This is a genomic window from Pseudomonas sp. CM25 (assembly GCF_013179705.1).
In the GTDB taxonomy this organism is placed as follows: domain Bacteria; phylum Pseudomonadota; class Gammaproteobacteria; order Pseudomonadales; family Pseudomonadaceae; genus Aquipseudomonas.
Window position 1 is genome coordinate 1 of sequence record NZ_JABMCW010000154.1, and the last position, 12,880, is coordinate 12,880.

Annotated in this window: 10 protein-coding genes; 8 read left to right on the plus strand and 2 right to left on the minus strand. The window is 64.8% G+C overall.

Going from position 1 to position 12,880, the window contains the following annotated elements; genetic code table 11:
- The 6 genes from HP546_RS16710 to HP546_RS16735 form a co-directional block, all read left to right on the plus strand.
- Positions 1 to 588: WD40/YVTN/BNR-like repeat-containing protein (locus HP546_RS16710; protein WP_372242440.1), on the plus strand; the 588-nt coding region annotated here is incomplete at its 5' end.
- Positions 585 to 2,951, plus strand: coding sequence for an RND family transporter (locus HP546_RS16715; protein WP_172227537.1), 2,367 nt, complete (start codon positions 585 to 587; stop codon positions 2,949 to 2,951). The genes HP546_RS16710 and HP546_RS16715, both read left to right, overlap by 4 nt.
- Positions 2,952 to 3,011: 60 nt before the next feature.
- A complete protein-coding gene (locus tag HP546_RS16720; RefSeq protein WP_172227539.1) occupies positions 3,012 to 4,229 on the plus strand; it encodes a helix-turn-helix transcriptional regulator in 1,218 nt (405 codons plus the stop codon).
- A gap of 170 nt (positions 4,230 to 4,399) precedes the next feature.
- On the plus strand, positions 4,400 to 5,734 hold the full coding sequence (locus HP546_RS16725; RefSeq protein ID WP_172227553.1) for a DUF1329 domain-containing protein: 1,335 nt from the start codon (positions 4,400 to 4,402) through the stop codon (positions 5,732 to 5,734).
- A gap of 139 nt (positions 5,735 to 5,873) precedes the next feature.
- Positions 5,874 to 6,914, plus strand: a complete 1,041-nt coding sequence (locus HP546_RS16730) for a Rieske 2Fe-2S domain-containing protein (protein WP_172227541.1) — start codon at positions 5,874 to 5,876, stop codon at positions 6,912 to 6,914.
- Between the two features lie 56 nt (positions 6,915 to 6,970).
- Positions 6,971 to 7,144 (plus strand): hypothetical protein, encoded by a 174-nt coding sequence (locus HP546_RS16735; protein ID WP_172227543.1) that lies wholly within the window; start codon positions 6,971 to 6,973, stop codon positions 7,142 to 7,144.
- Positions 7,145 to 7,282: 138 nt separating this feature from the next.
- On the opposite strand, the gene HP546_RS16740 is transcribed toward HP546_RS16735, so the two are convergent.
- Positions 7,283 to 8,107, minus strand: coding sequence for an aldo/keto reductase (locus tag HP546_RS16740; protein WP_172227545.1), 825 nt, complete (start codon positions 8,105 to 8,107; stop codon positions 7,283 to 7,285).
- 247 nt (positions 8,108 to 8,354) lie between these two features.
- Between HP546_RS16740 and HP546_RS16745 the strand changes: the two genes are divergently transcribed.
- Positions 8,355 to 9,233, plus strand: coding sequence for a DMT family transporter (locus HP546_RS16745; RefSeq protein ID WP_172227547.1), 879 nt, complete (start codon positions 8,355 to 8,357; stop codon positions 9,231 to 9,233).
- A 12-nt stretch (positions 9,234 to 9,245) separates the two neighbouring features.
- Here the strand turns inward: HP546_RS16745 and HP546_RS16750 are convergent, their stop codons facing one another.
- Positions 9,246 to 10,163 (minus strand): LysR family transcriptional regulator, encoded by a 918-nt coding sequence (locus HP546_RS16750; protein ID WP_172227549.1) that lies wholly within the window; start codon positions 10,161 to 10,163, stop codon positions 9,246 to 9,248.
- A 367-nt stretch (positions 10,164 to 10,530) separates the two neighbouring features.
- On the opposite strand from HP546_RS16750, the gene katG reads away from it, so the two are divergent.
- Positions 10,531 to 12,789: a catalase/peroxidase HPI gene (katG, locus tag HP546_RS16755; protein ID WP_172227551.1), complete on the plus strand. Its 2,259-nt coding sequence runs from the start codon at positions 10,531 to 10,533 to the stop codon at positions 12,787 to 12,789.
- The last annotated feature ends 91 nt before the right edge of the window (positions 12,790 to 12,880 follow it).

Below are 12,880 nucleotides of genomic sequence, written 5' to 3' on the forward strand. Positions count from 1 at the left end.
GGCCAACAGGTGGTGGCCTACGGCAGTTACGGCAAGTTCCTGGTCTCCAGCGATGCCGGCGAACACTGGACAGCGCGGGAGATGCCCGGCGATGGCGCGCATTTCAACGGCCTGGACGGCGGCACCGACGGCCGTCAGCTGCTGGTGGGCGAGCAAGGGCTGGTGCTGCGCTCCAGCGATGGCGGTCAGCACTGGCAGCAACTGCCAGCGTTCTACAACGGTTCGCTGTTCGGCGTGGTGCGGCTGTCAGCCTCGCGCTGGCTGGCCTATGGCATGCGCGGGCATGTCTACGTCAGTGGCGATTTCGGCGACAGCTGGCAACGCATCGATGTCGGCAGCAGCCAGCCAATCTACGGCCATGCGCAGCTGCCAGAGGGGGCGGGGCTGGTGCTGGTTGGGGCCGGCAGCAGGCTGATCCGTCTGGATGGGCAAGGCAAGCTGGTGGCAGTCGACCAGCGCAGTGGCCTCGGCACACTGACCTCGGCGGTGGGGCTCAACCCGCGCCACTTGCTGGTCGCCGGTGAAAAAGGCGTATCGCAGGGCGCGCAGCAGCGGGTGGCCAGCACCGGCATGGAGCAGCAACCATGAGCAACAGCTTGAGCGAGCGTTGCGTGCACGCCTGTGCAGCCCGACTGTTCCGAGGCCGGCGCGTCTGGCTGGGAGTGTTCCTGCTGGTGACCCTGGCCCTGGGCTACAGCGCCACCCAGGTGCGCCTGGACCCGGGTTTCAACAAGCAGATCCCGGTCCGCCACGACTACATGGTCAACTTTCTCGACTTCAGCCGGGTGTTCACCGGTGCTAACCGTTTGCTGGTGAACGTGCGCTGGAAGGGCGAGGGCGACCTCTACAACCCCGAGTTCCTCAAGGTGCTGCAACAGGTCACCGATGATGTGTTTTTCATCGAGGGTATCAGCCGGCCAAGTGTTACTTCGTTGTTCACCCCCAATGTGCGCTATGTAGAGGTCACCGAGGACGGCTTCGTCGGTGACCTGGTGGTGCCGCCCCAGTACGCCGGCACCCCGCAGGACCTGCAGAAGGTGCGCAGCAATGCGGCGCGGGCCGGCCAGGTGGGGCGCCTGCTGGCCAACGACCAGCGATCGGCACTGGTGCGCGCCGACCTGCAGGACAGCGACCCGCGCAGTGGTCAGCCGGTGTCGTACGTGGAGGTCGCCAAGCGCCTGGAGCAGATCCGCGAGCGCTACAACAGCCCGAACATCGAGATCAACGTGGTGGGCTTTGCCAAGCTGGTCGGCGATGTGGTGGAGGGCCTGGATACGGTGTTGCTGTTCTTCGTCGTGGCCTTTGTCATCACCGCCTTGCTGCTCTGGGCCTACACGCGCTCGCTGGTGATGAGCTGTGTCGCCCTCCTGGTGGCGTTGCTGCCGGTGGTCTGGTTGCTGGGGTTGCTGCCGTTGCTGGGGCTGGGTATCGACCCGATGTCGGTGCTGGTGCCGTTCCTGATTTTCTCGATTGGCGTATCGCATGCGGTACAGATGACCAACGCCTGGAAGCAGGAGCTGGCAGCCGGCGAATCGGCGCAACAGGCGGCGTATGCCGCGTTCTGCAAGATCTTCATCCCCGGTTCGCTGGCCCTGCTGATGAACGCCCTGGGTTTTGCGGTGATCATGCTGATCGATATTCCCATCGTCCACGAACTGGGGGTAACCGCCTGCCTTGGGGTGATGCTGATGATCGTCACCAACAAGATGCTGCTGCCACTGGTGCTGGCATGCCTGCCCGTGGGCGGCCAAGGCACCGCGCAGCCAGCACCCGCCAGTGCGCGCCATGGCCTGTGGTGGAAGCTGTCGGCGGTTGCCGAACCCGGCCCGGCGCTGCTGGTGTTCGCCGTCAGCCTGGTGCTGCTGGGCCTGGGCGTGGTCAAGGCGCGCGAGTTGGCGGTGGGCGATATCGGGTCGGGTGCCCCGGAGCTGCGCGCCGATTCGCGCTACAACCTGGATAACCAGCGCATCATCAGCAGTTACTCGATCGGCCTGGACGTGCTGGCGGTGTTCGTCCAGAGCCACGGCATCGACGAGGCCTGCCTGAACCCGGCCGTGATGCGTGCCGTGGAGGCGTTCGACTTCCAGATGCGCCATGTCGCCGGTGTGCAGTCGGTGCAGAGCGTGGCCGGCATGGGCAAGGAAATGATCGCCGGCAACAATGAAGGCAACCCGCGCTGGGCTGCCATACCCGGCTCTGCGCGCGGGTTGCAGCAGGGGTCGATGGCCTACACGGCGGATGCCGGGCTGGTCACCGAGGGTTGCCGCCGCATGCAGATACTGGTGTTTCTCAATGACCACGAGGGCGCCACTGTGGCCCATGTGGTCAACGAGGCCCGGCGCGTCATCGGTCCCCTGCAATCGTCGGCGGTATCGTTCCACCTGGCGGGCGGCAACGTCGGGGTGATGGCCGCTGCCAACGAGGCGGTCAAGCATGCCGAGGTGTGGATGCTGGCCGCGCTGTTCTGCTCGGTCGTGCTGTTCTGCCTGGTGACCTTCCGCTCGTTGTCGGCGGTGTTGTGCATCGTCGTGCCGCTGGGCATCGTGGCAGTGCTGTGCAATGCCCTGATGGCGCTGCTGGGCATCGGCCTGAAGGTCGCCACTTTGCCGGTCATGGCGCTGGGGGTTGGCGTGGGAGTGGATTACGGCATCTACCTGTACGAGCGTATCCAGCACGAAATGGCCCATGGGCAAGACCTGCGCAACGCCTTCTACCGCGCCATGTGCCAGCGCGGTACGGCAGCGGTGTTCACGGCCGTGACCATGTCGATCGGGGTGGGTACCTGGGCGTTCGCGCCGCTCAAGCTGCAGGCCGACATGGGCATACTGCTGGCGTTCATGTTCCTGGTGAACGTGTTCGGGGCGATCTTCCTGCTACCGGCGCTGGCGGCCTGGTTCGACCGCGCCAAACCGTTGCCGGGCGGTGTGCCGGCCCACGCCAACCCGGCTTGACCCACCACTACGACAATAATGCTGCGGGCCGGCGGCATCGGCCCGCCCTGGGGGCTGTCCATGCAGACTACGCTGTCCAACGCCCAGGTGCTGGCGCACCTGGGGGTCGAGTTGGCCGACTATGAACGCCTGCTCGGCAACATGTACGACGCCGCGCTGGATACCCGGCGCCTGAACGAGGCCCTGCAACAGCTGCGCGGGTTGTTCGGCGCCTGCTATGTGACCTTGATCCTTCGCGTGCTGGACGAGCCCTTTCTGTCACCGATGATGGTGGCGGGTGACGTTGAACCGGGCGAGGGCGGGGTCAACCACTACGCGTATTGCGAGAAATCCACCTTGTTCGACAGGTTGCCGGTCGACCAGGTGTTCACCATCGAAGACCTGATGAGCGACCGCGAGTGGGCCAGCTCGTCGTTCTACCTGCTGTACTGCCAGCCCTACAGCTGCTACCACATGCTCGGGGTGGACATCAGCATGCCGGATGGCGGTACCTTGCGCCTGCGCATCAACCGGCCCCGTGAGCAACCGCGTTTCGGCGCCGTCGAGCGGGCGCTGTGCGCGATGCTTGTCGCCCACTTGCGCCGCGCCTTGCACATGCACACCTTGCTCGACCGCAGCGTCTCGCTGGGTAGTCTGTATTCGCAAACCATCAACCGCTTGGCGGTGGCGACCATCGTGCTCGATGAAAACGGCCATGTGCTGCAGCTGAACCCGGTGGCACGGGCGATCCTGGACAGCAACGACGGCCTGAAACTGGTGGGTGGTCGCCTTGAAGCGACCTACCCCAGCGATAACCGCGAGCTTGCCCGGCTGGTACGCAATGCGTTCTTGCGCAGCCGGCCGGGGGACAAGGTGGAGCAGGGCGCCGAGGCCATGTCGGTGTCACGGCCTTCGGGTCAGGTCAACCTGGGGGTGGTGGTCGAGCTGATCCCGTCCCAGGAGCTGGTGGAGGGCAAGGGCAAGCCGACCGTGGTTGTGTATGTGCGCGATGCGGTGGGCAAATCGCTGGTGAGCAACGGGGTGACCGCGCAGCTTTACAACCTGACCCCTGCCGAGACCGCACTGGCCCTGGAACTGGCCAATGGCTTGTCGCTGGAGGAGGCGTCCGAACGGCTCAATATCCGGCGCAATACGGCACGCGCGCACTTGCGTTCGATCTTCTCCAAGACCGGGGTGCGGCGCCAGACCGAACTGGTGCGCATCATGCTCAACAGCGTGGTTGCACTGGGGGCGCCAGGGCAGCTGGCCCAGCCGTCGGCGCCGGCATGCATGGGGTAGACGTGCGTTAGTGCGTTAGTCCGAGCGGACGATGCTCCCCTCGCAAAGGCCTGCCGATACTGGGCCACCGCTATCGGTAACCAAGGAGAACAAGAATGACCGACAGTAAACCGGCCAGCCGTTGTCTGCTCACTGCCCGTGCGCTTGCCCCGCAGAACCTGGCGCTGGTGATGCTGCTCAGCGCCCTTGCAACTGGCGTGCAGGCCGCCCCTGAGGACGTCGAGCGCCTGGGCAAGGACCTGACCTGCCTGGGGGCCGACCCGCAGGGCAACGCCGACGGCAGTATCCCACCGTTCTCCGGCCAATGGCTGGGGGCGCCGCCCCAGGTGGACTTCAAGGGCACCGGCCATCATCCCGTCGACCCGTACGCCAGCGAAAAGCCGCTGTTCGTTATCAGCGCCGACAACATGGCTCAGTACGCCGACGCGCTGTCCGATGGGCAAAAGGCCCTGTTCAAGCTGTACCCGGCCACCTTCAAGATGCCGATCTACCCCAGCCACCGGGACTTCCGTTTCGACGATGCGGTGTGCCAGGCCACCCGTGAAAATGCCAAGGTGGCCAAGCTGGTAGATGATGGCGAGGGGGTGGTCGGCAAGACCGGCGGCACGCCGTTCCCGGTGCCGCGCAGCGGCCTGGAGCTGCTGAAGAATGCGTCCACGTTCACCCTGCGCGCCTGGACAGAGGAATACACCTCCGACAACGCGTATGTACTCAAGGATGGCAACATCAACTGGGGCCGGGTGCACTCGCGCAACCTGGCGCCATCGCTGGAACCGGGCAAGGCGGGCGACACGGTCGGCAACTCGTCGTTCTACCTCAACGAGACGCTGTTGCCGCAGCGCGACAAGGGCGAGATCAATACCGGCACCGAATTCTGGAACGACAAGACCGAACCGCGCCAGGCCTGGCGGTACGACCCCGGCACTCGGCGGGTGCGGCAGTCGCCGGGGTATGGCTTCGACATGTCGTTCCCTGGCAGCGGCGGCTCGATCACCGTGGACGAGGTGCGCCTGTTCAACGGCTCGGGGCAGCGGTATGACTGGAAAATTGTAGGCAAGCGCGAAATGTTCATCCCGTACAACGCCTACAAGGTCCATGCCCCGCAGCTCAAGTACGCCAGCCTGCTGACTCCGGGCCATCTCAACCCGCAGGCGATGCGTTACGAGCGCCACCGGGTGTGGGAGCTGGAGGGCACCCTCAAGCCCGGCTACCGCCACCTGTATGGCAAACGCAAGTTGTACATCGACGAAGATACCTGGTTCCCGATGCTGGCCGACAACTACGACAACCGCGGCGAGCTGTGGCGCACCTCGATGGTGAACTACTTCTATGCCTATGAAACCCAGCGCCCGCAGGCCGGTGTCGGGCTTTACCACGACCTCAATGCCGGCAGCTACCTGGCGTTCAACCTGATCAACGAGCAGCGCAACGGCTACCTGCTCAACCGGCCGGGTTTCAGCCCGCGCGACTTTGGCCCCGAGGCGGCGCGGCGTTTCGGCCAGTAGAGCCTGGGCGGGCCCCGTCTAGTCCGATTGAAGGATGAGGGCCCGGCAGGTCTGTTCAAAGATGTCAGCCAGGCAATGCCCCTGCTCGCGCAGGGGCATTGCCGATGAATGGCGTATCCAACACAGGAATAACAACAACATGACCAAGCTCGCCGAACTCTCCCTCGACAGCGCCCAGCGCGCCCATCGCTACGCCAGGGGCTGGCACTGCCTTGGGGTGGCCGATGACTACCGTGATGGCAAGTTGCATACCCTGAATATCTTCGGCACGCGCCTGGTGGCGTTCGCCGCCAGCACTGGCGGCATCACCATCCTCGACGCCTTCTGCCCGCACATGGGCGCCGACCTGTCCCAGGGCACCCTCGAGAACGACACCGTGGTGTGCCCGTTTCACCACTGGAAATACGACAGCAGCGGCAAATGCGTGGAAGTCCCGTACTGCAAGCGCATTCCGCCCAAGGCCAAGACCCGCAGCTGGCTGACCTGCGAGGAAAACAACCTGCTGTTCATCTGGAACAACCCCGAAGGCCGTGCGCCGAAAGCCGGCGTGGTGATTCCGCATCTGCCGCAGATGGACGACCCGGAGTGGATCCACGAATGGAACATCGACACCATGCTGATCGAGACCAACCCGCGCGAGCTGGTCGACAACCTGGTGGACGCTCAGCATTTCGGGCCGGTGCACGGCACGCCCACCAAGTACTTCGCCAACGTGTTCGAGGGACATATCGGCCGGCAGATCTTCCACGGCGACTCCGAGCGCCTGGGTGGCGACCTGATCGCGCCCTCGGCGTATTACGGGCCGGCCACCCATTTTACCGAGCTGAGCTCGATGTTCGGTGATGTGCGGGTGCATGCCATTCTGCTCAACAGCCACGTGCCGGTGGGCCCCGACAGTTTCGTGCTGCGCTTCGGTTGCATGGTCAAGCGCGTGCCGGGCTGGACCGAGGAGCAGAACAGCGAAATCGCCAAGGCCTATGTCATGGGCAACCGCGCCTCGTTCTACCAGGACGTTGACATCTGGAAGCACAAGGCCCGCATCGACAAGCCGGTGCTGGCCGAGAACGACGGCCCGGTGTACCAGTTGCGCGAGTGGTACCAGCAGTTCTTCACCGACGAGGACCAAGTGCCGGCGAGCATGGCCGAGCGGCGCGAGATTGTCACCGTGGACGAGCGCTGAGTGGCGCAAGGCCCCGCCAGTGCAGCTGGCGGGGATGCAGACCGAGGGTGCTTGCCATGAAATTGCAGAGCTTGCTGGTTTACTGCGTACCGTTGTCCGTGGTGCTGATCATCGGCTTCACCTTGCTGGCCTCCGCGGCGCCGGAGTCGGCCGGGGCCAAGGCATGCAGGCATATTCCGGGGTGCCTGAGCATCCTGCCGAGTTTTCAGGGGCTGCCGGGGGTGAGGTAATTGGGCGCAGCCGGTGCCATGCGCCGCGTTGAATTCTTCGCGGCGCTACGCGGAGCGCCCAGCATCAGTTCTCTGCGCGGCAGCGCAGCCCAATGGGCTGGGCAATCTCTTAAGGTTTCAGATGGTGGGCGAGGCAGCTTAGCTGTTCCAGTCTGGCGCAAATACCGGGCTCACCACCCGCTGATCCTTCGGCAAGCCGGCAATCGCCGCGCGGTCCTCGTCATCCAGCTGCACCTGCAGGGCCGCCAGGTTGGCCAGCTGGTTTTCGCGGCTGCTGGCCTTGGGGATTGCCGCCACGCCGTCCTGCTCCAGCAACCATCTCAGCGCTACCTGGCTGGGCAGCACGCCATGCTTGCGGGCAATCGCCTGGATCACCGGCTGTGCTGCCGCCTGGCCACGGGCCAGCGGGGTGTAGGCGGTGAGCAACAGGTCGTGGCGGCGGGCGTAGTCGAGCAGCGGTTGCTGGTCGAGCAGCACGTGGTATTCCACCTGGATCGCCGACAGCGGGGCCCCCAGGCTTTCCACCACCTGGCGCAGCAGCCCCAGCGGGAAGTTGGCCACGCCAATATGGCGTGCCTTGCCCTCGTCGCGCAGCGCTACCAGTGTGTCGATACTGCGGGCCAGATCCCAGTCCTGGCCAGGCCAGTGGATGTGGAACAGGTCCACCTGCTCGGTCCCCAGGGCGCGCAGGCTGTCCTCCAGCGACTGACGCATGGTCTTGGGCTCCAGCTTGTCCCACCACACCTTGGTGGTCAGGTGGATCTGCTCGCGCGGTACGTCGCTGTCGCGCAGGGCCTGGCCGACGGCGGCTTCGTTTTCATAGGCGGTGGCGGTGTCGAGGTGCCGGTAACCCAGGTCCAGCGCCTGGCGCACGGCCTGGGTGCATTCGGCGCCGGTCATTGGCCAGGTGCCAAGGCCGATCGCAGGCAGGTCCAGGCCGTTACGGGTGGTGAGCCTTTGCATGTAAATTCCTTGTAGGGTTGAGCAGGGTGGCGCTCGATGGTCGGCGATCAGCGCGGCGCGGGCCATGCGTTCGCAGCGCAAAGTGGTCGATCAGCGAACAGAAAATGCAATTGGCCTGGACAAGCGGCATTTGAACTTCCTTATGCTGGGCTATCTCTTCTAGAATCCGAGCAGTTGCATCCGCCAGGCCAGGCCTGTGCGGCCTTCCCTGGGCGTTGCAACCTGCCGCGCCGTCATCGAGAGAGCCATGAGTTCCAGTACACCGCTGTCCGGCGTCAACCAACCCCTGCGTGGCATTGGCCTGGTGGTGGTGGCGACGTTCCTGTTCGCCAGCCACGATGCCTTGTCCAAATTCCTCGGCGGCCTGTACCCGATCATCATGGTGGTGTGGGCGCGGTATGTGGTGCATACGCTGCTGATGGCTGGCATCTTCCTGCCCAAGTCGGGCCTCAATGTGCTGCGCACCCGTCGTCCGCTGTTGCAGACGCTGCGTGCACTGAGCCTGCTGAGCACAAGCCTGCTGTTCACCACTGGCCTGCAGTACCTGCCGCTGGCCGAGGCCACGGCGGTCAACTTCCTGGCCCCGGTACTGGTGACGGCGTTGTCGGCGCCGCTGCTGAAGGAGCGGGTGACGGTAGGGCAGTGGGTGGCAGTGGTGATGGGCTTTATCGGCGTGCTGGTGGTGGTGCACCCGGGTGGGGCGATGTTCACGCCGGCGATCCTGTACCCGTTCGGCTCGGCACTGGGCTTCTGCTTTTATCAGCTGCTCACGCGCATCCTGGCCGCCCATGACAGCCCGACCACCAGCAACTTCTATGCAGGGCTGTGCAATACCCTGGTGATGAGTGCGCTGGTGCCGTTCTTCTGGGAAGTGCCGCGCTGGGACCATGCGCTGCTGATGCTGGCACTGGGCGGCTTCGGCATGACTGCGCACCTGTTGCTGACCCAGGCCTTCCGGCATGCGGCACCGGCATTGCTGGCGCCGTTCAGCTATTGCCAGATCGTGTTTGCCGGGTTGCTGGGGTTGGTGGTGTACAGCCAGGTGCCGGATACGCTGAGTCTGGTGGGGATTTCCATCATCTGCCTCAGTGGACTGGGGGCGGCCTGGATGCAGCGGCGCAAATAAAAGCCTGTATCGCTATGACGGCTGGGGGCCTGCAGCCATGAACTGCAAAATTCGCTCGCGCAGCCAGCGCTCGGCGGGGTCGTTGTCCTGGGCACCGCTCCAGACCATCGACAGCTCGGCCTCGGTGATCTCGAACGGCGCCGGATCGGCGCGCAGGCTGCCGTCGTCGGCCAGGGCGCAGGCAGCGTAGTCCGGTACGGTGGCGATCATCTCGGTGTTGCGCAGCAGGGCCCGCAGGCTGCCGAACTGCGGCACCGCCAGCACCACTTTACGGCAACGGCCGATGCGCGCCAGGTCAAGGTCGATGTTGCCGCTCATGTCGCCCGAGAACGACACCATCACATGCGGGCGGGCGCAGTATTCATCAAGGGTCAGCGGCCCCGGGCGGTCGTCGGCGCGTAGCACTCGCACGCCGATGTCGCGCAGCTTGCGGCGCTTGGCGGTGGCCGGCAGGTCGGTGGTGTAGCTCACGCCCACCGATATCTCGCCGCTGGCCAGCAGGCCCGGCATCAGCAGGAAGTTGGCCCGCCGCACCACCACGCTGATGTCCGGGGCTTCTTCGCGCAGGGCCTGCAGCAGGGCCGGAAACAGGCCGAACTCGGCATCGTCGGACAGGCCAAGGCGGAACACGTTGCAGCTGTTTGCCGGCTCGAATTCGCGAGCACGGCTGATGGCGGCGGAAATCACGTCCATGGCCGGGCCAAGTTCGGCGAAGATCTGCATGGCCCTTGGCGTGGGCTCCATGGCCCGGCCATTGCGAATCAGCAGCGGGTCGTCGAACAGTTCACGCAGGCGGGCGAGGGCGGCGCTGACCGTGGACTGGGTGATGAACAGCTTTTCGCCGACCCGGGTCAGGTTGCGTTCGATCATCAAGGCTTCGAACAGCACCAGCAGGTTCATGTCGACGCGGCGCAGGTCGTTGCGGTTCATGAGGGCTCGGGTTCCGGAGTGAAAGGCAGGGCGGTGTATTGAAGCACGGCGCAGGCCCGTGTGCCTTGTATGGATGTGCGGGGGTGTTGGCGGCGGTACGCACCGCAGTGAAAGAGCCAGCCTATCAGCACGCAACAGCCACTCTATTAGAACTCTGCCCAAGCTCGGCTAGTCTTTCCCCTGGCCCCGCGAATTCCGCGAGCGGGCGGCCTGTCAGCACCTGCGTGCAAGACCGCGCCAACCCGCCGTGACAGCTTCGCAAGCCCCGTGTAGACCTGATGAGGGGTAGCACGAGCCCACACGCTCGGCTGAAAGAACACCTGGCATAGACCGGAAATCTGGATAACCGACCCAAAGGTACCCGCAGATGTCGAACGAATCGAAATGCCCGTTCCATCAAACCGCAGGTGGCGGCACCACCAACCGTGACTGGTGGCCTGACCAGCTCAACCTGAGAATTCTTCACCAGCATTCCTCCAAATCTGATCCGATGGACCCGGACTTCGACTATGCCAAGGCGTTCAAGAGCCTTGACTTCCAGGCCCTCAAGCAAGACCTCAGCGCCCTGATGACCGACTCGCAGGACTGGTGGCCCGCAGACTTCGGCCATTATGGGCCGTTGTTCATCCGCATGGCCTGGCACAGCGCCGGTACTTATCGTATTGGCGATGGCCGCGGTGGCGCGGGCGCTGGGCAGCAGCGCTTCGCCCCGCTCAACAGCTGGCCGGACAACGTCAGCCTGGACAAGGCCCGGCGCCTGCTGTGGCCGATCAAGCAGAAATACGGCAACAAGATTTCGTGGGCCGACCTGATCGTGCTCACCGGCAACGTCGCCCTCGAATCCATGGGGTTCAAGACCTTCGGCTTTTCGGGTGGGCGCGCCGATGTGTGGGAGCCGGACGAAGACGTGTACTGGGGCTCGGAAAAGGTCTGGCTGGGCGGTGATACCCGCTATGGCAAGGAACAGGTCAAGGCCCAGCCGCCAGGGCAGGGCGACCTGGTCGCCGAACCTGCCAAGCGCCCGGAGGAAGAAAGCCGCGACCTGGGTGGCGAGCGCAACCTGGAAAACCCGCTGGCCGCCGTGCAGATGGGCTTGATCTACGTGAACCCGGAAGGGCCTGAAGGCAACCCTGACCCGGTCGCCTCGGGGAAGGACATCCGTGACACCTTCGGCCGCATGGCCATGAACGATGAAGAAACCGTGGCGTTGATCGCCGGCGGCCACGCCTTCGGCAAAACCCACGGCGCCGGCCCTGCCGACAACGTCGGCCCCGAGCCGGAAGCCGCAGGCCTTGAATTGCAAGGTCTGGGCTGGCCCAACAAATTCGGTACCGGCAAGGGCGGCGATACCATCACCAGCGGCCTGGAAGTGACCTGGACCTCGACCCCGACCCGCTGGAGCAACGAGTACCTCAACAACCTGTTCAACTTCGAGTGGGAACTGACCAAGAGCCCGGCGGGCGCGCACCAATGGCGGCCGAAAGAGGGCAAAGGGGCAGGCACCGTGCCTGATGCCCACGACCCGGCCAAGCGCCATGCCCCGTCGATGCTCACGTCCGACCTGGCGCTGCGCTTCGACCCGATCTACGAGCCCATCGCCCGGCGTTTCAAGGACAACCCGGAGCAATTGGCGGATGCCTTCTCTCGCGCCTGGTACAAACTGATCCACCGCGACATGGGCCCGCTGGCGCGCTACCTGGGCCCGGAAATGCCCAACGAAGAGCTGCTGTGGCAAGACCCGATTCCCAAGGTCGACCACCCGCTAGTGGACGAGCAGGACATTGCCGCGCTCAAGGCCAAGGTGCTGGCGTCGGGCCTGACGGTTGGCGAACTGGTGGCTACCGCGTGGGCTGCGGCGTCGACCTTCCGTGGCTCGGACAAACGCGGCGGGGCCAATGGCGGCCGCTTGCGCCTGGCCCCGCAAAAAGACTGGCGGGCCAACGAAGGCACCGCCAAGGTGCTGGCGGCGCTGGAGCAGATCCAGGCCGGGTTCAATACTGGTGGGAAGAAGATTTCACTCGCCGACCTGATCGTCCTGGCTGGGGCCGCTGCGGTGGAAAAGGCGGCCAAGGACGCGGGGCACAACCTCAACGTCGCGTTCCGCCCGGGGCGTGCCGATGCCTCGCAGGCGCAGACCGATGTCGAGTCGTTCGCCGTGCTGGAGCCCCTGGCTGATGGTTTCCGCAACTTCAGCAAGGACCGATACAGCGTCAAGGCCGAAAAACTGCTGCTGGACAAAGCCCAGTTGCTGACCCTGACCGCCCCGGAACTGGCCGTGCTGATCGGTGGCCTGCGGGTGCTGGGCGCCAACCATGGCGGTAACACGCAAGGCGTGTTCACCGACAAGGTCGGCACCTTGAGCAACGACTTCTTCCGCAACTTGCTGGACATGAGCGTGGAGTGGAAGCCGACCTCGGCAGACAACGAAGCGTTCGAAGGCCGTGACCGCAAGACCGGGCAGGTGAAGTGGACCGGTAGCCGCGTCGACCTGGTGTTTGGCTCGCATGCCCAGCTGCGGGCGGTGAGCGAGGTGTACGGCAGCGGTGATGGCGGTGACAAGTTTGTCCGTGACTTTGTGGCGGCCTGGGAGAAGGTCATGGAGCTGGATCGTTTTGACCTGAAGTAAAGGCGTTATCGGTGGGACGCGCTGCGTCCCATTCGCGGGCTTGCCCGCTCCCACAGGAGGGCTGCGCTGTACCTGTGGGAGCGGGCAAGCC

Coding starts and splice junctions, on each gene's coding strand:
- HP546_RS16750 (WP_172227549.1), bottom strand. CDS start 10,163: ATGAACCGCAACGACCTGCGCCGCGTCGACATGAACCTGCTGGTGCTG.
- HP546_RS16730 (WP_172227541.1), top strand. CDS start 5,874: ATGACCAAGCTCGCCGAACTCTCCCTCGACAGCGCCCAGCGCGCCCAT.
- HP546_RS16720 (WP_172227539.1), top strand. CDS start 3,012: ATGCAGACTACGCTGTCCAACGCCCAGGTGCTGGCGCACCTGGGGGTC.
- katG (WP_172227551.1), top strand. CDS start 10,531: ATGTCGAACGAATCGAAATGCCCGTTCCATCAAACCGCAGGTGGCGGC.
- HP546_RS16725 (WP_172227553.1), top strand. CDS start 4,400: ATGCTGCTCAGCGCCCTTGCAACTGGCGTGCAGGCCGCCCCTGAGGAC.
- HP546_RS16740 (WP_172227545.1), bottom strand. CDS start 8,107: ATGCAAAGGCTCACCACCCGTAACGGCCTGGACCTGCCTGCGATCGGC.
- HP546_RS16715 (WP_172227537.1), top strand. CDS start 585: ATGAGCAACAGCTTGAGCGAGCGTTGCGTGCACGCCTGTGCAGCCCGA.
- HP546_RS16735 (WP_172227543.1), top strand. CDS start 6,971: ATGAAATTGCAGAGCTTGCTGGTTTACTGCGTACCGTTGTCCGTGGTG.
- HP546_RS16745 (WP_172227547.1), top strand. CDS start 8,355: ATGAGTTCCAGTACACCGCTGTCCGGCGTCAACCAACCCCTGCGTGGC.